Source organism: Tabrizicola oligotrophica, from assembly GCF_011008935.1.
GTDB lineage: Bacteria > Pseudomonadota > Alphaproteobacteria > Rhodobacterales > Rhodobacteraceae > Tabrizicola_A > Tabrizicola_A oligotrophica.
In genome coordinates this window covers 84,360-106,335 of record NZ_JAAIVJ010000001.1, presented here as the reverse complement: position 1 = coordinate 106,335, position 21,976 = coordinate 84,360, and the positions used below count along the sequence as shown (strand labels likewise).

Annotated in this window: 23 protein-coding genes; 6 read left to right on the top strand and 17 right to left on the bottom strand. The window is 66.1% G+C overall.

What is annotated here, in order from left to right; translation table 11 throughout:
• Entirely contained in the window at positions 1-441 is a 441-nt protein-coding gene (locus tag G4Z14_RS00520; RefSeq protein WP_164622786.1) for a cytochrome c-type biogenesis protein, read from the top strand.
• A gap of 60 nt (positions 442-501) precedes the next feature.
• Positions 502-1,278 carry an enoyl-CoA hydratase-related protein gene (locus G4Z14_RS00515; protein WP_164622785.1) on the top strand — a complete coding sequence of 259 codons (777 nt, stop codon included), beginning with the start codon at positions 502-504 and terminating at the stop codon, positions 1,276-1,278.
• Between the two features lie 17 nt (positions 1,279-1,295).
• Here G4Z14_RS00515 and gluQRS read toward each other — a convergent pair whose 3' ends face one another.
• From gluQRS to gyrA, 5 genes are all read right to left on the bottom strand, one after another.
• Entirely contained in the window at positions 1,296-2,153 is an 858-nt protein-coding gene (gene gluQRS / locus G4Z14_RS00510) for a tRNA glutamyl-Q(34) synthetase GluQRS (RefSeq protein ID WP_164622784.1), read from the bottom strand.
• A complete protein-coding gene (gene trmFO / locus G4Z14_RS00505; protein WP_164622783.1) occupies positions 2,138-3,469 on the bottom strand; it encodes a methylenetetrahydrofolate--tRNA-(uracil(54)-C(5))-methyltransferase (FADH(2)-oxidizing) TrmFO in 1,332 nt (443 codons plus the stop codon). Before trmFO ends, gluQRS begins: the two co-directional genes overlap by 16 nt.
• A gap of 63 nt (positions 3,470-3,532) precedes the next feature.
• Positions 3,533-3,907, bottom strand: a complete 375-nt coding sequence (locus G4Z14_RS00500) for a DoxX family protein (RefSeq protein ID WP_164622782.1) — start codon at positions 3,905-3,907, stop codon at positions 3,533-3,535.
• A gap of 115 nt (positions 3,908-4,022) precedes the next feature.
• The gene (locus G4Z14_RS00495) at positions 4,023-4,328 is read right to left on the bottom strand and encodes a hypothetical protein (RefSeq protein WP_164622781.1); all 306 of its coding nucleotides are present in this window, start codon (positions 4,326-4,328) and stop codon (positions 4,023-4,025) included.
• Positions 4,321-7,035, bottom strand: a complete 2,715-nt coding sequence (gyrA, locus tag G4Z14_RS00490) for a DNA gyrase subunit A (protein WP_164622780.1) — start codon at positions 7,033-7,035, stop codon at positions 4,321-4,323. The genes G4Z14_RS00495 and gyrA overlap by 8 nt, the downstream gene beginning before the upstream one ends.
• A gap of 135 nt (positions 7,036-7,170) precedes the next feature.
• On the opposite strand from gyrA, the gene G4Z14_RS00485 reads away from it, so the two are divergent.
• On the top strand, positions 7,171-8,121 hold the full coding sequence (locus G4Z14_RS00485; protein WP_164622779.1) for a KamA family radical SAM protein: 951 nt from the start codon (positions 7,171-7,173) through the stop codon (positions 8,119-8,121).
• Between the two features lie 70 nt (positions 8,122-8,191).
• Here the strand turns inward: G4Z14_RS00485 and G4Z14_RS00480 are convergent, their stop codons facing one another.
• Both G4Z14_RS00480 and rocF read right to left on the bottom strand, forming a co-directional pair.
• On the bottom strand, positions 8,192-9,235 hold the full coding sequence (locus tag G4Z14_RS00480; RefSeq protein ID WP_164623474.1) for an ornithine cyclodeaminase: 1,044 nt from the start codon (positions 9,233-9,235) through the stop codon (positions 8,192-8,194).
• A 2-nt stretch (positions 9,236-9,237) separates the two neighbouring features.
• Positions 9,238-10,161 carry an arginase gene (gene rocF / locus G4Z14_RS00475; RefSeq protein ID WP_164622778.1) on the bottom strand — a complete coding sequence of 308 codons (924 nt, stop codon included), beginning with the start codon at positions 10,159-10,161 and terminating at the stop codon, positions 9,238-9,240.
• Positions 10,162-10,271: 110 nt separating this feature from the next.
• Here rocF and G4Z14_RS00470 point away from each other — a divergent pair, with 110 nt between their 5' ends.
• Positions 10,272-10,703: an Lrp/AsnC family transcriptional regulator gene (locus G4Z14_RS00470; RefSeq protein ID WP_164622777.1), complete on the top strand. Its 432-nt coding sequence runs from the start codon at positions 10,272-10,274 to the stop codon at positions 10,701-10,703.
• A gap of 21 nt (positions 10,704-10,724) precedes the next feature.
• Here the strand turns inward: G4Z14_RS00470 and hisI are convergent, their stop codons facing one another.
• Positions 10,725-11,084 (bottom strand): phosphoribosyl-AMP cyclohydrolase, encoded by a 360-nt coding sequence (gene hisI / locus G4Z14_RS00465; RefSeq protein WP_164622776.1) that lies wholly within the window; start codon positions 11,082-11,084, stop codon positions 10,725-10,727.
• 63 nt (positions 11,085-11,147) lie between these two features.
• Here hisI and G4Z14_RS00460 point away from each other — a divergent pair, with 63 nt between their 5' ends.
• Positions 11,148-11,588: an iron-sulfur cluster assembly scaffold protein gene (locus tag G4Z14_RS00460; RefSeq protein ID WP_164622775.1), complete on the top strand. Its 441-nt coding sequence runs from the start codon at positions 11,148-11,150 to the stop codon at positions 11,586-11,588.
• A 151-nt stretch (positions 11,589-11,739) separates the two neighbouring features.
• On the opposite strand, the gene G4Z14_RS19050 is transcribed toward G4Z14_RS00460, so the two are convergent.
• The 5 genes from G4Z14_RS19050 to sciP all read right to left on the bottom strand — a co-directional run bounded on the left by G4Z14_RS19050 (position 11,740) and on the right by sciP (position 17,387).
• Positions 11,740-11,862, bottom strand: coding sequence for a hypothetical protein (locus tag G4Z14_RS19050; protein WP_265331841.1), 123 nt, complete (start codon positions 11,860-11,862; stop codon positions 11,740-11,742).
• 168 nt (positions 11,863-12,030) lie between these two features.
• Positions 12,031-14,115: an ATP-dependent DNA helicase RecG gene (gene recG, locus G4Z14_RS00455; RefSeq protein WP_164622774.1), complete on the bottom strand. Its 2,085-nt coding sequence runs from the start codon at positions 14,113-14,115 to the stop codon at positions 12,031-12,033.
• A complete protein-coding gene (gene ligA / locus G4Z14_RS00450; RefSeq protein ID WP_164622773.1) occupies positions 14,112-16,238 on the bottom strand; it encodes an NAD-dependent DNA ligase LigA in 2,127 nt (708 codons plus the stop codon). Before ligA ends, recG begins: the two co-directional genes overlap by 4 nt.
• A gap of 60 nt (positions 16,239-16,298) precedes the next feature.
• The gene (ctrA, locus tag G4Z14_RS00445) at positions 16,299-17,012 is read right to left on the bottom strand and encodes a response regulator transcription factor CtrA (protein WP_164622772.1); all 714 of its coding nucleotides are present in this window, start codon (positions 17,010-17,012) and stop codon (positions 16,299-16,301) included.
• A gap of 96 nt (positions 17,013-17,108) precedes the next feature.
• Positions 17,109-17,387: a CtrA inhibitor SciP gene (sciP, locus tag G4Z14_RS00440; RefSeq protein WP_164622771.1), complete on the bottom strand. Its 279-nt coding sequence runs from the start codon at positions 17,385-17,387 to the stop codon at positions 17,109-17,111.
• A gap of 121 nt (positions 17,388-17,508) precedes the next feature.
• On the opposite strand from sciP, the gene mnmA reads away from it, so the two are divergent.
• Complete coding sequence (gene mnmA / locus G4Z14_RS00435) at positions 17,509-18,642, top strand: tRNA 2-thiouridine(34) synthase MnmA (RefSeq protein ID WP_164622770.1); 1,134 nt, start codon at positions 17,509-17,511, stop codon at positions 18,640-18,642.
• Positions 18,643-18,695: 53 nt separating this feature from the next.
• Here mnmA and lpxB read toward each other — a convergent pair whose 3' ends face one another.
• From lpxB to fabZ, 4 genes are read right to left on the bottom strand one after another with little or no spacing between them, the layout of a single operon-like run.
• The gene (gene lpxB, locus G4Z14_RS00430; RefSeq protein ID WP_164623473.1) at positions 18,696-19,811 is read right to left on the bottom strand and encodes a lipid-A-disaccharide synthase; all 1,116 of its coding nucleotides are present in this window, start codon (positions 19,809-19,811) and stop codon (positions 18,696-18,698) included.
• Positions 19,808-20,617, bottom strand: a complete 810-nt coding sequence (locus G4Z14_RS00425) for an LpxI family protein (protein ID WP_164622769.1) — start codon at positions 20,615-20,617, stop codon at positions 19,808-19,810. The genes lpxB and G4Z14_RS00425 overlap by 4 nt, the downstream gene beginning before the upstream one ends.
• Complete coding sequence (lpxA, locus tag G4Z14_RS00420; RefSeq protein ID WP_164622768.1) at positions 20,614-21,411, bottom strand: acyl-ACP--UDP-N-acetylglucosamine O-acyltransferase; 798 nt, start codon at positions 21,409-21,411, stop codon at positions 20,614-20,616. The genes G4Z14_RS00425 and lpxA overlap by 4 nt, the downstream gene beginning before the upstream one ends.
• 3 nt (positions 21,412-21,414) lie before the next feature.
• Positions 21,415-21,894: a 3-hydroxyacyl-ACP dehydratase FabZ gene (fabZ, locus tag G4Z14_RS00415; protein ID WP_164622767.1), complete on the bottom strand. Its 480-nt coding sequence runs from the start codon at positions 21,892-21,894 to the stop codon at positions 21,415-21,417.
• Positions 21,895-21,976 lie beyond the last annotated feature (82 nt).

Genomic DNA, 21,976 nt, shown 5'->3' with positions numbered 1-21,976 from the left:
ATGCGCGCGCTTGTCCTGTGCCTGATGCTCTTCGCCTCCCCCGCCCTTGCGGTGCAGCCGGACGAGATGCTCTCCGACCCCGTGCTGGAGGCCCGCGCCCGCGACATCAGCCGCGATCTGCGCTGCCCGGTCTGTCAGGGTGAGGCGATCGACGATTCGAACGCGCCGATCAGCCGCGACCTGCGGCTTCTGGTGCGGGAACGGCTGGTGGCGGGCGACAGCGATGCCGAGGTCGTCGACTATATCGTCGCCCGCTACGGAGAATTTGTGCTGTTCAAGCCGCGCGCCAGTGGCACCGGCCTGATCCTGTGGCTGGCCGGGCCGGCCATGCTGCTGATCGGCGGCGGGCTGGCCTATGCCATGACCCGGCGGCGGGCAAGGCCCGAGGCCGAGCTGACCGAGGCGGAAAAGGCGCGTCTGGCCGAGCTGATGAAGGAGTGACGCGAGGTTCGGCTTTCGCCCCCTGCCCCGCCGGCTATGCTGGCCGAAAGGGAGACGGCCATGGATTACACCGCGATCACCTATGACCTGACGGACGGCATCGCCACCATCACGCTGAACCGGCCAGAGGTGATGAACGCCCTCACCACCGGCCTGCGTCGGGAGTTGCTGGATGCGCTGTTGCGGTCCCATCACGAAGCGCGGGTCCTGGTCCTGACTGGCAGCGGCCGGGCCTTCTGCTCGGGGCAGGATCTGCAGGATGCCGGGCAAGTCGGCGCTTTCGATCTGGAGCGCATCCTGAACGAAGAATACGTCCCGATGATCAAGGCAATCACCGACAGCCCGATCCCGACAATTTCAGCGGTGAACGGCGCGGCGGCGGGGGCCGGGGCCAATCTGGCGCTGGCGGCCGATATCGTGATCGCGGCCGAAAGTGCCTCGTTCATTCAGGCCTTCACCCGCATCGGTCTGGTGCCCGATGCCGGCGGCTCCTATTGGCTGCCCCGGCAGATCGGTCTTGCCCGCTCGATGGGCGCGATGCTGCTGGGCGACAGGATCAGCGCAGGCCAGGCCGCCGACTGGGGCATGATCTATGAATGCGTGCCGGATGCGGAGTTCGCCGCCCAGGTCCGCGCCCGCGCCGCGCAACTCGCCGCCGGGCCGGGGGTGGCCTACCGGGGCGTGAAGACGATGCTGCGCGCCAGCTTTGGCAACGATCTTGACGCGCAACTGGCGCTCGAGGCGCGGTTGCAGGGCGGCTGCGGCCAGACCCAGGATTTCCGCGAAGGCGTGGCGGCGTTTCTGGAAAAGCGGCCCGCCAAATTCGCCGGCCGCTGACGCGGGCGAATATTCTGTCACAGAATTTTGCCCGATTTCTGCGAAGAAATCGGCGGCAGCCCGACCATCCGGCGAACATCCTCGGGCGTCGCCCCTTCCGCCCGATACTTCGCCAAGGCCCGCGCATCGTCGCGCTTGGCCAGCCGCTTGCCTTGATCGTCGCGGATCAGGCGGTGGTGGTGATAGGCGGGCGTCGGCAGGCCCAAGAGGCGTTGCAGCACGACATGGATCGCCGTCGCCTCGAACAGATCCTCGCCCCGCGTCACCTCGGTGATGGCTTGCGCGGCGTCGTCGACCACTACGGCGATATGATAAGAGGTGCCGATATCACGGCGCGCGAGAGCGATATCACCAACTTTTTCAATCATTTGCGCGACGGAATAGATGTGCTCCCCCGCCCGCACTCCGGTCTCGTGAAAGCCGATCTCGCCCAGCCGTGCCATGGCCGCGGCCATGTCCAGCCGCAGCGCGCCCGCCCGATGCCCCTTGCCCCGGCAGGTGCCGGGGTAGACCGGCCCGTCCGGCCCGATCATGGCGGCGCCTTCCTGCGGTGCCGAAAGCGCGGCCTTGATGTCGCCGCGCGTGCAGGTGCAATGATAGGTCAAACCCGTCTCGTACAGGCGTGCAAGCGCGGCATCATAGGCCGGCAGCCGGTCCGATTGCCGCATCACCGGGATCTCCCAGCTCAGGCCCAGCCAGCGCAGGTCGTCCAGAATCGCGGCCTCGAATTCCGGCTTGCAGCGCGCCCGGTCGATGTCCTCGATGCGCAAGAGAAAGCGGTCGCTGCGCCCCGCGGCGACAAGGGCGGCGTAGGCATGGCCAAGGTGCAGCGGCCCGGTGGGCGAGGGCGCAAAGCGGGTTACGCGCTCAGCCATGCGGTGAAGGCGTCTTTGGCGCGGTCGGTATAGGCCTTGTAGCGGTCCTTGCGGCCGCGCCGCCCCCCCTTGGCGTCAATCGGCGGGAAGAGGCCGAAGTTGACGTTCATCGGCTGGAAGGTCCTGGCCTCGGCCCCGCCGGTGATGTGGGTGACAAGCGCCCCCATCGCGGTTTCGGGCGGCGGGGGCGGCAGGGTTCTCCCAAGGATTTCCGCCGCCGCCATCCGGCCCGCAAGCAGCCCCATGGCGGCACTTTCCACATAACCCTCAACGCCAGTGACCTGCCCGGCAAAGCGGATATTGGGCCGCGAACGCAGCCGCATCTGGTCATCCAGCAGCGTCGGAGAGTTCAGGAAAGTGTTGCGGTGAATGCCGCCAAGCCTTGCAAAACTTGCGTTCTCAAGTCCTGGAATCATCTTGAAAACAGCGGTTTGCGCGCCATACTTCATCTTGGTCTGGAAGCCGACGATGTTGTAGAGCGTGCCCAGCTTGTTGTCGCGGCGCAACTGTACCACGGCATAGGGTTTTACTGGGTTATGCGGGTTGGTCAGCCCCACCGGCTTCATCGGGCCAAAGCGCAGCGTCTCGCGCCCGCGCTCGGCCATCACCTCGATCGGCAGGCAGCCGTCGAAATAGCCGGCGGTTTCGCCGTCGTGAAACTCGGTCTTGTCAGCGGCCAGCAAGGCGTCGATGAAGGCCTCATACTGGGCCTTGTCCATCGGGCAGTTGATATAGGCCTTCTGTTCTTCCTCGGTCTCGCCCTTGTCATAGCGCGATTGCAGCCAGGCGGTGCCCATGTCGATGCTTTCGGCATAGACGATGGGGGCGATAGCGTCGAAGAAGGCAAGGCTTTCGGCCCCGGTCTCGGCGCGGATGCTTTGCGCCAGCGCGCCAGAGGTCAGCGGGCCGGTGGCGATGATCCAGTGGCCGTCGCGCGGCAGGTCGGTGATCTCGCCACCTTCCACCGCAATCAGCGGATGCGCCCGCAGGCGTTCGGTGACGGCCTCGGCAAAGGGATCGCGGTCCACCGCCAGCGCGCCGCCGGCCGGCAGGCGGTGGCGGGTGGCCATTTCCATCACCAGCCCGTCCGCCGCCCGCATTTCCCAATGCAGAAGACCGACGGCATTGCGCTCGTCATCATCCGAGCGGAAGGAATTCGAGCAGACCATTTCGGCAAAAAGCCCGGTCCGGTGGGCGAAGGTGCCGACGGCGGGCCGCATTTCGTGCAGCACTACGGGAACGCCCATCCGGGCGGCCTGCCAGGCGGCTTCCGATCCGGCCATGCCGCCGCCGATGATGTGAAGGGTGTCGCGCATGTCGCCTGATCTAAGGCCATCCGCGGTAAAAGGAAAGGGCGGGGAAATCCCCGCCCCGCCGGATTACTTGTCGACCGCGTAGGCGCCCGCACCATGGGCGAAGATCATCAGGAAACCGCCGGCAATGGCAAAGTTCTTGAAGAACATGATCATCTGCATCTGATCGGCAAGGTTGTTGTGGTAAAGCAGCGCCGCGACGACGCTGAAGGCCGCGCCCGCCAGGGCCACGAGATTGGCCCGAAAGCCCGCGATCATCGCAAGGCCGACGGCGATTTCAAACAGGATCGCCGGCCAGGCAAGAAAGGCCGGAAGCCCGCCCGAGACCAGATAACCGGTGAAGCCCGCCACGTCCCCAAGTTTGCCCAGACCGGACAGGAGGAAGAAGCCGCCGATGAAGAGACGCGCAATCAGGGGCGCGAAGTTCTGAAGTTGTTGCATTGCACATTTCCTTTCCCATGCGCCCCTCTGTCGGAAGCGTGGACACAAGAAATCACGGAATGGGTTGTGCATAAACCTCAGTGGGCGCAAGCAGACTATGCAAAATTGCACAGGTTTAGGGTTTGCCGACCCGAAACAGCATGGCGCGCTGGCTCGCGGCAAAGCCTGCCGGGTCGGTGACGTCAAAGCCAAGCGCCGCCGCCTTCAGGAAGAACCCCTGCGCCGGCAAGCCGCCCGCAAGCCGCCCCTCGCACAGCGCCGCCCGCAGCGGAAGACCGGCGCGGGCGTCATTTTCTATCAGGATTTCAAGGGCTTCGGTAAGCGCGCCCATCCGCCAGCCCAGATCACGCGCCAAGGCCCCGTAGGTAATTGTCGCGCCCCGGCCCGCCAGATCGGCAAGCCGGGATTCGAGATCACTCATCCTCGCCCTGTTCGGCGACGCGGGCGACGGAGACGACTTCCTCGTCCGCGCCGACGTTGAACACCCGCACCCCGCCGGCGCTGCGCGAGCGGAACGACACCTGATCCACCGGCACCCGGATCGACTGGCCGGTGGAAGTTGCCAGCATGATCTGGTCCGACAGCTCCACCGGGAAGGAGGCGATGATGCGTCCGCCGCGCGGGCCGGGCGAGATCGCCTTCACCCCCATGCCGCCGCGCCCGCGCACCGGGTAGTCGTGGCTGGACGACAGTTTGCCCGAGCCGCCCTTGGTGATGGTCAGGATCAGGTCTTCGGCCGCCGACATCTCGGCATAGCGTTCGGGCGACAACTGCCCGGCGGCGACGGTTTCTTCCTCGTCATCCGCCTCGTCCTCGGTCACGCCCGCCATCAGGCGACGCTGCTTGAGATAGGCCTCGCGTTCTTCCGGGTTCGCCTCGAAATGGCGGATGATCGCCATCGACACCACATGGTCGTTCTCGGCCAGCCGGATGCCGCGCACGCCGGTCGAACCGCGCGACTTGAAGACGCGGATTTCCTGCGTCGAGAAGCGGATGGCGCGGCCGCCTTCGGTGACCAGCATCACATCGTCATTTTCGTCGGCAATCGCCGCGTTCACCAGCGTCACGCCCTCGGGCAGCTTCATCGCAATCTTGCCGTTGCGCATGACATTGGTGAAGTCGCTCAGATCGTTCTGCCGCACGTCGCCGTCCGAAGTGGCAAAGACGATCTGCAGGCTTTCCCATTCGGCTTCCGGCACGTCCACCGGCATCAGCGCAGCGATGGAGACCCCCTGCTGGATCGGCAGGATGTTCACCATCGCCTTGCCCTTGGCGGTGCGCCCCGCCAGCGGCAGGCGCCAGGTTTTCATCTTGTAGACCATGCCATCGGTGGTGAAGAACAGCAAAGGCGTGTGGGTATTGGCGACAAAGAGCGTCGTCACCACATCGTCTTCCTTGGTCTGCATCGAGGCCAGACCCTTGCCGCCGCGATTCTGGGCGCGGAATTCGGCCAAGGGGGTGCGCTTGATATAGCCGCCCGAGGTGATGGTCACGACCATATCCTCGCGCTCGATCAGGTCTTCGTCCTCCATGTCGCCCGACCAGTCGACGATCTCGGTCCGGCGCGGCACGGCGAACATGGCTTTTACTTCGCGCAGCTCGTCCGAGATGATCGCCATGATCCGGTCGCGCGAGCCCAGGATTTCAAGGTAATCCTTGATCTTGGCGGCCAGTTCTTCCAGCTCGTCCGTCACTTCCTTGACGCCAAGCTGGGTCAGGCGTTGCAGGCGCAGGTCCAGAATGGCGCGGGCCTGAATTTCCGACAGGTTATAGGTGCCGTCCTCGTTGATCGTGTGGCTGGGGTCGTCGATCAGCCGGATGAAGGGCGCGATTTCATGCGCGGGCCAGCGCCGGGTCATCAGTTTCTCGCGCGCCTCGGCGGCATCGGCAGAGGCGCGGATGGTTTTCACCACCTCGTCGACGTTGGACACCGCCACAGCGAGACCGCAGAGCACATGGCTGCGCTCGCGCGCCTTGCGCAGTTCAAAGGCGGTGCGGCGCGCCACCACTTCCTCGCGGAAGGTAATGAAATGGCTGAGGAAATCGCGCAGCAGCAGTTGCTCCGGCCGGCCGCCGTTCAAGGCGAGCATGTTGCAGCCGAACGAGGTCTGCATCGGCGAGAAGCGGTAAAGCTGGTTCAGCACCACATCGGGCGTTGCGTCGCGCTTGAGTTCGATCACCACCCGCACGCCGATGCGGTCGGATTCGTCGGCGACATTGGCGATGCCTTCGATCTTCTTGTCGCGCACCATTTCCGCGATGATCTCGATCATGCGGGCCTTGTTGACCTGATAGGGCACCTCGTCGACGATGATGGCAAAGCGGTCCTTGCGGATCTCCTCGACATGGGTTTTCGCCCGGATGATGACCGAGCCGCGGCCCTCAAGATAGGCCTTGCGCGCGCCGGAGCGGCCCAAGATCGTCGCCCCGGTCGGGAAATCGGGGGCGGGGATGATGTCCATCAGCGCTTCCATGCTGATGTCGGGATTTTCGATCATGGCGAGCGTGCCGTCGATCACCTCGCCCAGATTGTGCGGCGGAATGCGGGTGGCCATGCCCACCGCAATGCCCTCGGCGCCGTTGACCAGCATGTTCGGAAAGCGCGCCGGCAGAACCGTGGGCTCGCGGTCCTTGCCGTCATAGTTGTCCTGAAACTCGACGGTTTCCTTGTCGATATCGGCCAGAAGGAAGGCGGCGGGCTTGTCCATCCGCACCTCGGTATAGCGCATCGCCGCCGCGGTATCGCCGTCCATCGAGCCGAAGTTGCCCTGACCGTCCAAGAGCTTCAGACTCATCGAAAACGGCTGCGCCATGCGCACCAGCGCGTCATAGATCGCAGAATCGCCGTGCGGGTGGTATTTCCCCATGGTGTCGCCCACCGGACGCGCCGACTTGCGATAGGGCTTGTCGTGGGTGTTGCCCGATTCCTGCATCGCAAACAGGATGCGGCGATGCACCGGCTTCAGCCCGTCGCGCAGGTCGGGAATGGCGCGGGAAACGATCACGCTCATCGCGTAATCGAGATAGGCCGTCTTCATCTCGTCGACGACATCGACCTGCGGGCCGTGATAGGGCGCGCGCTCGGGCTTTTCACCAGTCGCTTCAGGGGTTTCCGGGCTGTCGGTCATGTGTCCTCGCGCCCCCGTCGAGGGGGTCTAGATTTGGTTGGCTGGACCTTACAGCATACCGCCCATGGGGGCAATGCCGGGGCTTGCCCTTTGGGCCGGCATCTGGGAAAAGCACGCGCTTCAAAAGGGGGCAAGATGCAGGATCTGGGGGACCAAACCGGCTTTCCGACACGGCTGACGCCCGAAATGCGGGCCTTGGCCGATCGTCCCGGCGTGGCGGCACAATTCCTGCCCGACCTGCGCGAGCTGGGCTCGGTCGCCGGCCTTGCCGACCCGATCGGCGATGCGGTGCATTCGCCGACCCCCGGCCTGACGCATCGCTACCCCGACAGGGTGATCCTGCGGGTGACACTGTCCTGCCTTGTGCATTGCCGGTTCTGCTTTCGCCGCGAGGTGGTGGGCGATGCCGGCCCCTTGCCCGAACCCGATCTGGCCGCCGCGCTGGCCTATGTCGCCGCCCGCCCGGCGATCCGCGAGGTGATCCTGACCGGCGGCGACCCCCTGTCGCTGTCGGAACGCCGGCTTGCCGAGGTGATCGACCGGCTGAACGCCATTCCCCATCTCGACACGCTGCGGATCCATTCCCGGATTCCGGTCGTCGCGCCGGGGCGGATCAGCGAAAGCCTTGCGGCACGGCTTGGGCAGGGCAAGCCCCTGTGGTTCGTGCTGCATGTCAACCATGCTGATGAAATCACCCTCGAGGCCGAGGCGGCGCTGGCCCGGCTGACCCGCGCCGGGGTGCCGATCCTGTCGCAATCGGTGCTGCTGCGCGGGGTGAATGACCGCGCCGAGGTGCTGGAGGCGCTGTTGCGCCACCTGCTGCGGCTGAAGGTCAAGCCCTACTACCTGCATCATTGCGATCTGGCGCGCGGCGCCGAGCATTTCCGCACCACGATTGCCGAGGGCCAGGCGCTGATGGCGTCCTTGCGCGGCCGGCTGCCCGGCACCGCCCTGCCGACCTATGTGCTGGATATCCCGGGCGGTCACGGCAAGGTGCCGCTTGGCCCGGAGTATCTGGAAAAGACCGCCGAAGGCTGGCAGGTGCGCGACCCGAAGGGCGGGCTGCATATCTATCACGATCCCTGACGCGGGGCTCGTCGTCGACTTCGTCGCTCCTCGCCAGACCCCGACGAGAAGACGAAGTCGCCCGAGGAGGTCAGGCCGCCCGCATCAGCATGCCAAACAGGTCGCGCGGATCGTCGGGGTCGGCGATCATGTCGAGCTGGTCACACAGGCCCAGCGACTTCAGCTTGCCATGGACATAGCGCAGGGCGCTGAAATCCTCGATGGCAAAGCCCACGGAATCAAACAGCGTGATGGCGCGGGCATCGGTGCGGCCCGGCGCCTGTCCGTTGATGACCTGCCACAGCTCCGTCACCGGGAAATCTTCCGGCATCTGCTGAATCTCGCCCTCGACGCGGGTTTGCGGCGGGTATTCGACAAACACCCCGGCCCGCGAGAGGATATCCTTGTGCAGTTCCGTCTTGCCGGGGCAATCGCCACCCACCGCGTTGATATGTACCCCCGCGCCGACCATGTTGTCGGTCAGGATCGTGGCGTTCTGCTTGTCCGCCGTCACCGTGGTGATGATCTGCGCCCCAAGGATCGCCTCTTCCGGCGTGGCGCAGGCCACCACCGTCAGCCCGCGACCCGCCAGATTGGCCGCGCATTTGCGGGTGGCCTTGGCGTCGATGTCGTAAAGCCGCACTTCGGAAATGCCGCAGACCGCCTTGAAGGCCAGCGCCTGAAATTCAGCCTGCGCCCCGTTGCCTATGAGCGCCATGGTGGTCGCCCCCTTCGGCGCCAGCCATTTCGCGGCCATGGCCGAGGTGGCCGCCGTCCGCAGCGCGGTGAGGATGGTCATCTCCGACAAAAGCAGCGGATAACCTGTTGACACATCGGCCAGAAGGCCAAAGGCGGTGACCGTCTGCAACCCCCGCTTCATGTTCGAGGGATGGCCGTTCACATATTTGAAGCCATAGGTCTCGCCGTCCGAAGTCGGCATCAGCTCGATCACCCCGATCTCGGAATGGCTGGCGACGCGGGGGGTCTTGTCGAACAGGGGCCAGCGGCGGAAATCGGCCTCGATCTCGGCGGCAAGGTCCACCATCACCTGCTCGACGCCGATGGCATGCACCAGACGCATCATGTTGGCGACGGAAACGAAGGGCACGAAGGCCTGTTTGGAAGGGGCGATCATCATCAGAAACTCCGGGTCGGGCGGTCGAACACCTTGCGGCCCATCATCGAGCCGACAAGTTCGACCATCAGCTTGGCGGTGCGACCGCGCTCATCAAGAAAGGGGTTCAGCTCCACAAGGTCGAGCGAGGTGACAAGCCCGCTTTCATGCAAGAGCTCCATCACCAGATGCGCCTCGCGGAAGGTGGTGCCGCCGGGAACCGTGGTGCCGACGGCGGGCGCAATGGAGGGATCGAGGAAATCGACATCCAGCGACACATGCAGCATGCCGCCCGCCGCGCGGACCTTTTCCAGAAACTCGCGCAGCGGCGCGACGATGCCGCGCTCGTCCAGCACCCGCATGTCGTTGATCGCAAGGTCATGGCGCAGAAGCGCGGCATGTTCCGCCGGATCGACCGAGCGGATGCCGAACAGGCAGACCCGTTCCGGCGGGATCACCGCGGGGAAGGCCGGGAAGGCGTCAAACCCCTCGCGCCCGGTGATATAGGCCACCGGCGTGCCGTGCAGGTTGCCGCTTTCGCTGGTCAGGGGGGTGTGAAAATCGGAATGCGCGTCCAGCCACAGCAGGAACAGCGGCCGGTCCTGACGCGCGGCAAAGGCGGCGGCCCCGGCGACCGAGCCGAGCGCCAGCGAATGATCGCCGCCAAGGATGATCGGCAGGGCGCCCGCGCTCAGCGCATCGTCCACCTTGTCACACAGCACCTCGGTCCAGCCGATGACCCGGGCCAGATCGTGAACGGCGGGGTTCGGGCAGGCCACGGTCCGCAGCTCGGGCAGCGACAGATCGCCCCAATCCTCGACCCCGTGGCCCAGATCGCGGATCGCCTGCGCGATGCCGGCCACCCGATAGGCCGCGGGCCCCATGACGCAACCGGGGCGGCGCTGGCCTTCGTCGATGGGGGCTCCGATCAGGATGCAGTTGGGCATGGGTCACTCCGGGGTTTTGATCATTTCTCGGGGGAAGCGGTGACGAATCCTAGCGGCATTTCGCGCGTTTTGCTAAAGGGATTGCGCGAAGCGTCAGAAGGATTGCCCAAATGGACGAAACCGACCAGCGATTGATCGCGGAGTTGCGGCGCGATGGCCGGGCCTCGCTGTCGGAACTGGCCGAACGGCTGGACCTGAGCCGCGCCACGGTGCGGGCGCGGATGGAGCGCTTGCAGGCGAAGGGCGAGATTGCCGGCTTCACCGTGCTGACCCGCAGCGACGTCACCGCCGCCCCGGTGCGCGGCCTCATCATGATCGGGATCGAGGGCAAGGGCGGCGAGAAGGTGATGGCGCGGCTGGCCGGGATTCCGGCGGTGCTGGCGGTGCATTCGACCAATGGCAAATGGGACCTGATCGCGGAACTGGCGACGCAGACGCTGCTGGAGCTGGACGAGGTGATCTACCGCATCCGCTCGATCGAAGGGGTCGTGACCAGCGAGACCAACCTGCTGCTGTCTACCCGCAAGGCGGGACGGAAGTAGATCCTTTCGAAAGATCCCGGCTCACGCCATCGGCGTGAGGATCTCCACCTCCGCACCATCGCGCAAGCTGGTGTAGAAACAGGACCGCCGGTTGGTGTGACAGGCCGGGCCCTCTTGCGTCACCAGCGCCAGCAGGCAATCGCGGTCGCAGTCGATGCGCAACTCCACCAGCCGCTGCACATGGCCCGAGGTTTCGCCCTTGGCCCAGAGGGCCTGCCGCGAGCGGCTCCAATAGGTGACATTGCCGGTCTCCAGCGTGCGGGCAAGGCTCGCGGCGTTCATCCAGGCCATCATCAGGACTTCGCCCGTCGCATGGTCCTGCGCAATGCAGGGGATCAGGCCGCCGGCATCATACTTTAGGCTGGTCGGATCAAAGCTCATCGGGTTCCTCCTTGGCGGCGGGTGAATTGCGGCTTATCTCAAGGGGGCACAAAGGGGAAGGCCATGGCCGAGAACGACCTCATCAAGCTTTATTCGGGCCGGATCCTGGAGCTGGCGGCCTCGATCCCGCATCAGGGCCGGCTGGCCGCACCGATGGGCACGGCGAAGAAGCGCTCGCCGCTATGCGGGTCGACCATCACGACGGATGTGGTGGTGCAGGACGGGCGGGTGGCGGAGTTCGCGCAGGATGTGAAGGCCTGCGCGCTGGGGCAGGCCTCGGCCTCGATCCTGGGCCGGGTAGTGCTGGGCCGCAGCCGGGCAGAGCTGGAGGCGGCGCGCGAGGCGCTGCGCGCCATGCTGAAGGACGGCGGCCCGGTCCCCGCCGCACCGTTCGATGGCTATGAGGTGCTGGTTCCGGCGCGCGAGTACAAGAACCGCCATGCCTCGATCCTGCTGGCGCTGGAAGCGGTCTGCGAGGCCATGGCGGCAGCCGAAGCCGCATGAAAAAGCCGCCGTCCCCGGAAGGGAACGGCGGCAAGTGGCGTATCTTTCATCGGCGGCGGGCTGGGCAAGCCCGGGTGGCACATCCCTTGGGGACGGATGGGCCGGACCAGAGGGACTGGGGCCGATGGGCAAAGATCGCAGGCAGAAACGGTCAGAAAGCGCCGGAAATCGCCAGCCCGGCATAAAGCATCACGAAGAGCGACAGCACGCCGACGGCATCCTCGACCAGCGTGGCGCGCGAACGGTTCACAATCTCGGCAATCTCGGTCAGCATGGCTGTCTCCTGTGCTTTGTTGCTGAATTGTTCTCATGGCCTTAACGATGCGTCAAGAACTTTATGAGAACATTTGTGAACAAAGTGAGGTATGGGGGTTTCACACCCCCAAGCCGGATTGTGCCAATCCGGCTTCCCCCGTGGGATATTTGCGAACAGATGAAGGGGTCAGCCGACGGACAAGAGCCGGATCGCCCGGTCCTGATCGAGCAGCCAGAGGAGGTTGCGCACCGCACGGCCGCGCGGGCTGGCAAGGCCCGGATCATCGGCCAGAAGCCGGCGGGCGTCGGATTGGGCGATGGCCATCAGCCCGGCCTGCCGCTCCATATCCGCGACGCGAAACCGCGGCAGGCCGGATTGCGCCGTGCCAATGAGATCGCCGGCGCCGCGCATCGCCAGGTCTTCCTCGGAAATGCGAAAGCCGTCCTCGGTGTCGCGGATCACCGTCAGACGCCGCTCGCCGCTTTCCGACAGCGGCGCCTGATACATCAGCAGGCAGGTCGAGGCCGCCGTGCCGCGCCCGACCCGGCCGCGCAGCTGGTGCAACTGGGCCAGGCCGAAGATCTCGGCCCGCTCGATCACCATGATCGAGGCATTTGGCACGTTGACGCCAACTTCGATCACCGTGGTCGCCACCAGAACCTTGGTTTCCCCCGCCACAAAGCGCGCCATGGCGGCGTCTTTCTCGGCGGGCGGCATCTGGCCATGCACGAGGCCGACCCCGTCGCCCAGAGCTGCGCGCAGGCTGGCAAAACGCGCCTCGGCGCTGGCGTAATCGACGACTTCGGAATCCTCTACCAGCGGGCAGACCCAATAGGCCTGCCGGCCTTCGGCCACGGCCCGCGCGAGGTGGCCCACCACCTCGTCGATCCGGGTCGAGGAGACCAGAACCGTCCGGATCGGCTGCCGCCCCGCCGGCTTTTCATCCAGCACCGAGACATCCATGTCGCCATAGCTCGCCAAGGCAAGGCTGCGCGGAATCGGCGTGGCCGTCATCACCAGCACATCGGCCATCGCGCCCTTGGCCCCGAGTTCCATGCGCTGCGCCACGCCAAAGCGGTGCTGTTCGTCGACGATCGCCAGCCGCAGGTCGCCGAACTGCACATCCTTCTGGAACACCGCATGCGTGCCGACCAGAATGCCGATCTCGCCCCCGGCCAGCGCGGCAAGCTTGGCCGCCCGTTCAGCCCCCTTGTCGCGCCCGGTGAGCAGCTCCAGGCGCACTCCGGCGGCGGCGGCGAGCGGCTGCAGCCCTTCCAGATGCTGGCGGGCAAGGATTTCGGTCGGGGCCATCATCACCCCCTGCCCGCCCGCCTCGACCGCGATCAGGAGCGCGAGGAAGGCCACCAGCGTCTTGCCGGCGCCGACATCGCCTTGCAGCAGACGGTTCATCTTCAGCGGGTTTTCCATGTCGAGCGCGATCTCGGCCACCGCACGGGTCTGGGCCGCGGTCGGCGCATAGGGCAGGCTTTGCAGCACCCTGGCCTGCAAGGCGCCGGTGCCGCGCGTCACCTGCCCCTTGGCGCGGCGCAGCTGGCTGCGTGCCAGCGCCAGCGTCAGTTGATGGGCGAAAAGCTCGTCATAGGCCAGCCGTTGCCGGGCCGGCGCGGTGAAGGCAAGCTCGGCCCCCCCCTCGGGCGCATGGGCCTGACGCAGCGCAGATTGCCAATCCGGCCAGCCTTCGCGGGTCAGCAGCGGGCCGTCGATCCACTCCGGCAGCAGCGGCGCACGGGCGAGAGCGCCCGCGGCGGCCCTGGCGATCACCCGTTGGGTGATGCCGGCGGTCAGCGGATAGACGGGTTCCCATTGCGGCAGGTCGCTGGCCTCGTCAGGGCGCAGAACGTGATCGGGATGAACCATTTGTGCAATGTTGTCAAAGAGTTCCACCCGACCCGAGACAAGCCGGCGTTGGCCCGTGGGCAGGAGTTTCTGCAAATAGTCGCCGCGGGCATGGAAGAAGACCAGCTGGAATTCGGTCAGCGCATCGCGCACCATGACCCGGTAGGGCCGGCCCTTCTGCCGGGGGGGAAAGTGGCCGCCGACCTCGACCTCGACCGTTACGGTGGCGGGGGGCACCACTTCGCGGATGCTGGCCTTGCGGCTGCGGTCCACGATGGAATGCGGCAGCAGGTAGAGCAAGTCCTTTGGCCGTTCGACCCCAAGCGCGGCAAAGGCCTGCGCAGTTTTCGGGCCGACGCCTTCCAGCGTTTCGAGATCGGCGTAAAGCGGGAACAGCGCCTCGGGGCGGCTCATGGCATCTCCAGCATGGCCAGCCATTCATCCTCGGTCAGCATCGGCACACCCAGCCGTTCGGCGTCCTTGGCCTTGGACCCTGCCCCCGGACCGGCCACAACGTAATCGGTCTTGGCGCTGACCGAGCCGGCCACCTTGGCACCCAGCGCCTCGGCCCGGGCCTTGGCCTCGGCCCGGGTCATGCGTTCCAGCGTGCCGGTGAACACCACGGTCTTGCCGGCGACCGGACTGTCGGTCTTTGGCTTTTCAACGGGTTGCGGCGAAAGCTGCGCCACCAGCGCATCCATCGCGGCGCGTTCGGCGGGGTTCTGGAATGCCTCGGTCAGGCTGGTGGCCAAGACCGCGCCCACCCCGTCGATGGCGGTCAGCTCGGCCCATTCGGCGCTGCCGGGAACCGCTGCGGAGATGCTGGCTTCGAATTGCGGCCAGTCGCCGTAATGGCGGGCCAGCAGCCCCGCCGCCGCCTCGCCGACATGGCGGATGCCAAGCGCGAAAATCAGCCGGTCGAGCGGAATGGCGCGTTTGGCCTCGATGGCGGCGAAAAGTTTGGTGGCCGAGGTCTTGCCATAGCCGTCGCGGTTTTCAAGTTTCGCCAGATTGCCGCGGTCGCGGGCGGCCAGCGTGAAGATGTCGGCCGGGGCGTGGATCGGCAAGAGATCGTCCTTGAAGAACATCTCGATCTGCCGCGCGCCCAGCCCTTCGATGTCGAAGGCGGCGCGCGCGACGAAATGCTTCAGCCGCTCCACCGCCTGCGCCGGGCAGATCAGCCCGCCGGTGCAGCGCCGCACCGCATCGCCCTCGGCCCGGTGCGCCTCGGAGCCGCATTCGGGGCAAGTGGTTGGAAAGGCGAAGGGAATGGCAGTGTCGGGGCGCTTTTCAAGGTCGACATCGTTGATCTTCGGAATGACGTCGCCGGCGCGGTAGACCTGCACCCAGTCGCCGACGCGGATATCCTTGCCCGCGCGGATCAGGTTGCCCTTGGCGTCGCGGCCGGCAATGTAGTCTTCGTTGTGCAGGGTGGCGTTCGACACCACGACGCCGCCGACCGTGACGGGCGCCAGTCGGGCCACCGGCGACAACGCCCCGGTGCGGCCGACCTGGATGTCGATGCCTTCCAGCCGGGTCCAGGCCAGTTCGGCGGGGAATTTATGGGCAATCGCCCAGCGGGGGGTGGAGGAACGGAAGCCGAGCCGGGCTTGCAGGGCAAGGTCATTGACCTTGTAGACCACGCCGTCGATGTCATAGCCGAGCGTGGCGCGGCGCTCCTCGATGCTGCGGTACTGCGCCAGCAGCGCCTCGGGGCTGTCGCACAGAACGGTCAGAGGATTTGTCTTGAATTCCATGGCGTTGAGCCGCGCAATGGCGCCGATCTGGCTGTCCGACAGCGGCTCGGACAGCGCGCCCCAGGCATAGGCGAAAAAGCGCAGCGGCCGGGCGGCGGTGACGGCGGCATCCAGCTGGCGCAGGCTGCCGGCGGCGGCGTTGCGCGGATTGGCAAAGGGCTTGTCGCCTTTTTCCGCCTGCCGGGCGTTCAACGCGGCGAAATCGGCGTGCGACATGTAGACCTCGCCGCGCACCTCCATCACCTCGGGCGCGCCGGCGACGAATTGGGGAATATCGCCGATGGTGCGGGCGTTGTCGGTGACATTCTCGCCCACCGCGCCGTCGCCGCGCGTGGCGGCCTGCACCAGAACGCCCCGCTCGTAGCGCAGCGACAGCGACAGCCCGTCGATCTTCGGTTCGGCGGTGAACGACAGCGGGCCGGCATGGCCAAGAAAACTGCGGACCCGCTCTTCGAAATCGGTCACGTCGGCGTCGTCGAAGGCGTTTTCCAAAGACAGCATCGGCACGGCATGGGCCACTTTGCCAAAGCCTTCGGCCACAGTGGCACCCACCAGATCCGAGGGGCTGTCGGCGCGTTTCAGCCCGGCAAACCGGGCTTCGATCGCGGCATTGCGGCGCTTCAGCGCGTCATAGTCGGCGTCCGAAATCTCGGGCGTGTCCAGCGTGTGATAGGCGCGGTTGGCCTCGGCCAGCGCTCTGGCCAGCCGCGCAAGTTCCTCCCCGGCCTCCGTCTCGGTCAGCAGCTCCACGTCCTTTTCAGCAGCCTTCTGTGCGGCCATCGCCCTCTCCCCGGTTCGCCGCCCAAGGTTAGGCGGCGGCGCGGGAAAGGTCTAGCAGGCTCAGGCGCTTGCCGCGAGGTTCGGCAGCGCCATCCCCGGCCCCGGATCGCGCAGCACATAGCCGCGGCCCCAGACGGTTTCGATGTAGTTCTGCCCGCCCGTCGCCTCGGCCAGTTTCTTGCGCAGCTTGCAGATGAAGACGTCGATGATTTTCAGCTCCGGCTCGTCCATGCCGCCGTAGAGATGGTTCAGGAACATCTCCTTGGTCAGCGTCGTGCCCTTGCGCAGGCTGAGCAGCTCCAGCATCTGGTATTCCTTGCCGGTCAGATGCACGGTCTTGCCGCCGACATCCACGGTCTTCGCGTCCAGGTTGACATTGACTGCGCCGGTGCGGATCACCGACTGGCTGTGGCCCTTGGAGCGGCGGATGATGGCATGGATGCGCGCGACCAGCTCTTCGCGGTGAAAGGGTTTGGTCAGGTAGTCATCGGCGCCGAAACCAAAGCTCTTGATCTTGTTTTCGGTATCATCGGACCCGGTCAGGATCAGGATCGGGGTTTCGACGCGCGCGAGGCGCAGCTGGCGCAGCACCTCATGGCCGGACATGTCGGGCAGGCTGAGATCCAGCAGGATCAGGTCGTAATCGTAAAGCTTGGCCAGATCGATCCCGTCTTCGCCCAGATCGGTGCAAAAGACGTTCAGGTTTGCATGGGTCAACATCAACTCGATACTGCGGGAGGTGGTGGGATCGTCTTCAACCAACAGGATGCGCATCGTTCAAAACTCCGGTGTTCAGGCATCATCGTTAACGACTTTGGCGGTCAATGGTTAACACCCGGTTACTCTGCCAGAACGAAAGTAGAAAACAATCTAAAGTTGTCTATATTTCTGCAGCGTGGTCACCCGCAAGGCCTTGTCGCCATGCTTTTCGACGGCCTCGCGCCAGAGGGTGAATTCCTCCTCCGACAGCCGGTAACGCTCCAGCGCTTCGGGCTGGGCGATCAGCCCGTAAACCACGGCCTTGACCACAATCGCCTTGCGGCTGGCAACCCAGCGCCGGGTATCGGCCGGGGGCAGGTCGGCGCGCGTCAGGATGCTGCCATCGGGCAAGGTCACCTGTCGCGGACCATCAACACGCTTGAGAAACATGGGCACTCCCTTCGTCATGGCCGCAAGCATGGCGCAGCGTCCTTAAGGATGGGTGAAGCCGGGGGGTTGAGACTGCGTGGCATTTTCCTATATTGCCCACGAAACCCCGAAAGGCTGCCCCATGCTTGACCAAAGGCTGAATTCGCTTGGCCTGCCGAAACCGCCATCCGAAACCCGCGTGGTCGTCGCCATGTCGGGCGGGGTGGATTCGTCGGTGGTGGCGGCAATGCTGAAGGACGAGGGCTATGACGTGGTCGGCGTCACCCTGCAGCTTTATGACCACGGCGCGGCGCTGGCGAAAAAGGGGGCCTGCTGCGCCGGGCGCGACATTCACGATGCGGCCCGCGTCGCCGAGACCATGGGCTTTCCGCATTATGTTCTGGATTACGAGAACACCTTCCGCGAGGCGGTGATCGAGGAGTTTGCCGATGCCTATCTGGCGGGGGCAACTCCGGTGCCCTGCATCCGCTGCAACGAGCGGGTGAAGTTCAAGGACCTGCTGGCCACGGCGAAGGACCTGAACGCCGATTGCATGGCGACCGGGCATTACATCCAGCGCAAGATGGGCGCGGGGCCGGAGCTGCACATGGCCACCGACCCGAACCGCGACCAGAGCTATTTCCTGTTCTCGACCACGCCCGAGCAGCTGGATTACTTGCGCTTTCCGCTGGGCCATCTGGCGTCAAAGGCGGAAACCCGGGCGCTGGCGGCGAAATACGGGCTTTCCGTGGCCGACAAGCCGGACAGTCAGGACATCTGCTTTGTGCCGAACGGCAATTATGCCGCCGTCATCGAAAAGCTGCGCCCCGGCGCGGCGGATCCGGGCGAGATCGTCGACATGGCCGGGACTGTGGTCGGCCAGCATCAGGGCGTGATCCATTACACCATCGGGCAACGCAAGGGGCTGGGCATCGGCGGCCTTGGCGAGCCCCTGTATGTCGTCCGGCTTGAACCTGAAACCCGCCGGGTGATCGTCGGGCCGAAGGCGGCGCTGTCGACGCGGGTGATCCCGATCCGCGAGATCAACTGGCTGGGGGACGAGCCCTTTGACAGCCGCGCCGAGTGGCAGCTGAACGTCAAGGTCCGCTCCACCCGGCCGCCGCGCCCGGCGCTGATCCGGCCCTTGTCGGCCACCGAAGCGGAAGTGGAGCTGTTCGACGCCGAGGACGGGGTCAGCGCGGGGCAGGCCTGCGTGTTCTATGCCCCCGAAGGCAGCCGGGTCTACGGCGGCGGCTGGATCTGGCGCGGGCGGTGACGGGGCCGGAATTCTGCAAAATTCCGGACCGATTTCTTGCAAGGAATCGGGGCCTATAGCACCGAAAGCACCGATCTTGCCGCCCGCAGGCCCGGAGCCTCGCCGCCCTTGCCCAGACGCTCCATCGTCAGCGCCATGGCGCGGTTCTGGCCGGAGGGGTCGGCCAGCAGGGCCTCGAGCGCCGGGGCGATCAGGTCAGGGCGGCAGGCTTCGCCAATGAATTCCGGCACGACGCGGGTTTCCGACACCAGATTGACCAGCGTCACCGTGTCCACCATCGCGGCGCGGCGCATCAGCCACAGCGTCAGGCGGTTCATGTCATAGGCGATGACCATCGGGCAGGCATTGGCCGCCAGTTCCAGCGACACGGTTCCCGACGCGGCAAGCGCCACGTCAGCCATGGCAAAGGCGGCGCGTTTCAGGGCTGGATCGGTGATGATCTGCGGCGCCACTGCCCAGTCGCGGGTCCGCTCGCGGACCAGCGCCTCCACGCCCCGCACCGTGGGAAGCGCCACGCGCAAGGCCGGGTGGCGGGCCTTCAGCCGGGCAACGGTCTGCCCGAAGACCGGACAAAGCCGGCTGACTTCGCCCTTTCGACTGCCGGGCAACGCGAGGAGAAGCGGGCCATCCCCCGCCAGCAGGGCGCGCTCCTCGGGGCTGGCCAGCGGTTCGGCGACGACCGGATGACCGACGAAATCGCAGCTCATGCCGGCGGCCTGCATATGGGGCGGTTCGAACGGCAGAAGCGCCAGCACATGGTCGATGTGGCGGGCCATCTTTGCCGCGCGGCCGGGGCGCCAGGCCCAGACCGAGGGCGCGACATAATGGATGGTGCGCAGGTCGGGGCGGGCGGATTTCACCCGCGCCGCCACCCGCAGGCAGAAGTCCGGGCTGTCGATGGTGATGAGCGCGGCGGGTTGTGCCGCCAGCGCGGCGCTCGCCGCCTCCGCGATGCGGCGCTTGAGGTGGCGGTACTTCGGCAGCACCTCGATGAGACCCATGATGGACAGCTCTTCCATCGGGAACAGGCTGACCAGCCCCTCGGCCTGCATCAAGGGGCCGCCGATGCCGTGGAACTCCACTCCGGGTGACAGGGTTTTCAGCCCCGCCATCAGCGCCGCACCAAGGCGGTCGCCCGAAGGCTCTCCGGCGATGAGGTAAAGCCTCAGCGCGCCCACAGGAACAGGCCCCGCGCGGCCGCCTCGGCCTGCATGGCCGGCAGATCGAGACAGATCACCCCGCCCGCCTGCCAGACAACGCCGCCCAGCCCGGCGGCGGCGGCATTGCGGACAGTCTGCACACCCAGGGCCGGCAGGTCGATGCGACGGTCCTGCGCCGGTTTCGGGGCCTTGTAGAAAAGGCCCTTCACCGGGCGCAGCGCAGCGGGAATCCGGGCGGTGAAGGCCAGCATGGCATCGGTGCCGGGCAGGGTTTCGACCGCAAGGCAGAGGCCCCCGGCCACGACACAGCCCTGCCCCACGTCGGCGGCACCAAGGGCGGCGAGGATGGCCTCGGCGCGGGCGGCGTCGGTTTCGTCCTGCGGCCCCGGTGTTCCGGCGTAGACCCCTGGCCCCGGCACCAGATGCGGGGCAATGTCGGCGACACCTTTCAGCGCAAAGCCATGCTCGGCAAAGATCGCCAGCACTTCGCGCAGCGTGGCATCGTCGCCCTGCCCCATCGCGGCCAGAAGCCGCGGCACCATGGTCGCGGTGGCCGGGTCGAAGAGCAAGGGGTCAAGCCTTGGGCGCTGCACGCTGCCGGCAAAGCAGACCTCGGTCACGCCCTGATCCTCCAGCCAGCGCAGGAACAGCGCCAATCGCTCGACGCGGAAAGTCTGGTCCGGCATCAGGCCCGCAGGGGCAAAGCCCTCAAGCGCGCAAATCAGCGGCCGGTCCGGCAGCGCGGCCACCAGTGCTGCGGGCAGCCCCCCTGCCCCGGCAACAAGCGCCAGCTTTCCAGACTCGGGCCGGCTCATTTCGGCGTCAGGAAATTGCGGTCCGAGGCGCCAAGGATGAAGTCGGTCATCTCGCGGACATAGGGGCTGTCGGTCTCCTCGGCCAGCTTGCGGGCGCGGTCAAGGAACGAGCCCTCGCCCTGCGCCAGCATCTGGAAGGCGGCGCGCATGGCGGTGATGTCGCTGCGCTCCACCCCCCGGCGCTTCAGCCCGACAAGGTTCAGCCCGTCCAGCTCGCCCCGCGGCGCCTGCACGAGGCCGTAGGGAATGACGTCATTCGTCACCATGGTGACGGCGCCTATGATCGCGCCCTTGCCGACGCGCACCCATTGGTGGATGCCCGACAGCCCGCCGATGATGACATCGTCGCCGATTTGGCAATGGCCGGCGATGGCGACCTGATTGGCGAGGATCACCCGGCTGCCGACGCGGGCGTCATGGCCGATATGGGCGCCGGTCATCAGAAGGCAGTCGTCGCCGACCGAGGTCAGCCCGCCGCCGCCCTCGGTGCCGGTGTTCAGCGTCGCGCCCTCGCGGATGCGGCAGCGTGCGCCGACGGTCAGGCGGGTGCGTTCACCCTTGAACTTCAGATCCTGCGGAATCTCGCCCACCGTGGCGAAGGGAAACACCACGGTTTCGTCGCCGATCTCGGTCCAGCCCGTGACGACGACATGCGATTTCAGCATGACGCCGCGGCCCAGCGTGACCTCGGGGCCGACCATCGAGAACGGGCCGATGTAGCAATCCGGGCCGATTGTCGCGCCCTCCTCGACATAGGCCGAGGGGTGGATGACGGCGGTTCCGTGAATGGCCATGGCTCAGGCCTTCGGCACGTCGAACATGGCCATGAATTCGGCCTCGCAGGCAAGCTCCCCGTCAACCATGGCTTTGCCGGCAAATTTCCAGACCCGGCCGCCGCCGCGCAGCGCGGTGACATGCAGCTCCATCACGTCGCCCGGCACCACCTTGCGGCGGAACTTCACGGCATCGACGCCCATGAAGAACACATTGGCGTTCTTGTCGACAAGGTCCATCGACAGGCCGACGAGGATGCCCGAAGTCTGGGCCATGGCCTCGATGATCATCACGCCGGGAAACACCGGCATGCCGGGGAAATGGCCCTGAAATTGCGGTTCGTTGAAAGTGACGTTCTTGATGCCGATGCAGGATTTGTTCAGGTAGATGTCGCGCACCTTGTCGACCAGCAGGAACGGGTAGCGGTGCGGGATGATGCGCTGGATCAGGGCCAGATCGGCGGAAAGCGGGGCGCCAGAGGCTGCGGCGGCGGTATCGGTCATGGTGTCTCCTCGCGGGCGTTTCGCGCCGGGTTCTTGCAGGCCGGGGCCTTGCATCCTGACTAGCAAGGCAGGCGGCGCGGGG

Bases quoted from the DNA above. Each gene is read 5' to 3' on its own strand.
- G4Z14_RS00520 (WP_164622786.1), top strand. From the start codon at position 1: ATGCGCGCGCTTGTCCTGTGCCTGATGCTCTTCGCCTCCCCCGCCCTT.
- G4Z14_RS00515 (WP_164622785.1), top strand. From the start codon at position 502: ATGGATTACACCGCGATCACCTATGACCTGACGGACGGCATCGCCACC.
- gluQRS (WP_164622784.1), bottom strand. From the start codon at position 2,153: ATGGCTGAGCGCGTAACCCGCTTTGCGCCCTCGCCCACCGGGCCGCTG.
- trmFO (WP_164622783.1), bottom strand. From the start codon at position 3,469: ATGCGCGACACCCTTCACATCATCGGCGGCGGCATGGCCGGATCGGAA.
- G4Z14_RS00500 (WP_164622782.1), bottom strand. From the start codon at position 3,907: ATGCAACAACTTCAGAACTTCGCGCCCCTGATTGCGCGTCTCTTCATC.
- G4Z14_RS00495 (WP_164622781.1), bottom strand. From the start codon at position 4,328: ATGAGTGATCTCGAATCCCGGCTTGCCGATCTGGCGGGCCGGGGCGCG.
- gyrA (WP_164622780.1), bottom strand. From the start codon at position 7,035: ATGACCGACAGCCCGGAAACCCCTGAAGCGACTGGTGAAAAGCCCGAG.
- G4Z14_RS00485 (WP_164622779.1), top strand. From the start codon at position 7,171: ATGCAGGATCTGGGGGACCAAACCGGCTTTCCGACACGGCTGACGCCC.
- G4Z14_RS00480 (WP_164623474.1), bottom strand. From the start codon at position 9,235: ATGATCGCCCCTTCCAAACAGGCCTTCGTGCCCTTCGTTTCCGTCGCC.
- rocF (WP_164622778.1), bottom strand. From the start codon at position 10,161: ATGCCCAACTGCATCCTGATCGGAGCCCCCATCGACGAAGGCCAGCGC.
- G4Z14_RS00470 (WP_164622777.1), top strand. From the start codon at position 10,272: ATGGACGAAACCGACCAGCGATTGATCGCGGAGTTGCGGCGCGATGGC.
- hisI (WP_164622776.1), bottom strand. From the start codon at position 11,084: ATGAGCTTTGATCCGACCAGCCTAAAGTATGATGCCGGCGGCCTGATC.
- G4Z14_RS00460 (WP_164622775.1), top strand. From the start codon at position 11,148: ATGGCCGAGAACGACCTCATCAAGCTTTATTCGGGCCGGATCCTGGAG.
- G4Z14_RS19050 (WP_265331841.1), bottom strand. From the start codon at position 11,862: ATGCTGACCGAGATTGCCGAGATTGTGAACCGTTCGCGCGCCACGCTG.
- recG (WP_164622774.1), bottom strand. From the start codon at position 14,115: ATGAGCCGCCCCGAGGCGCTGTTCCCGCTTTACGCCGATCTCGAAACG.
- ligA (WP_164622773.1), bottom strand. From the start codon at position 16,238: ATGGCCGCACAGAAGGCTGCTGAAAAGGACGTGGAGCTGCTGACCGAG.
- ctrA (WP_164622772.1), bottom strand. From the start codon at position 17,012: ATGCGCATCCTGTTGGTTGAAGACGATCCCACCACCTCCCGCAGTATC.
- sciP (WP_164622771.1), bottom strand. From the start codon at position 17,387: ATGTTTCTCAAGCGTGTTGATGGTCCGCGACAGGTGACCTTGCCCGAT.
- mnmA (WP_164622770.1), top strand. From the start codon at position 17,509: ATGCTTGACCAAAGGCTGAATTCGCTTGGCCTGCCGAAACCGCCATCC.
- G4Z14_RS00425 (WP_164622769.1), bottom strand. From the start codon at position 20,617: ATGAGCCGGCCCGAGTCTGGAAAGCTGGCGCTTGTTGCCGGGGCAGGG.
- lpxA (WP_164622768.1), bottom strand. From the start codon at position 21,411: ATGGCCATTCACGGAACCGCCGTCATCCACCCCTCGGCCTATGTCGAG.
- fabZ (WP_164622767.1), bottom strand. From the start codon at position 21,894: ATGACCGATACCGCCGCCGCAGCCTCTGGCGCCCCGCTTTCCGCCGAT.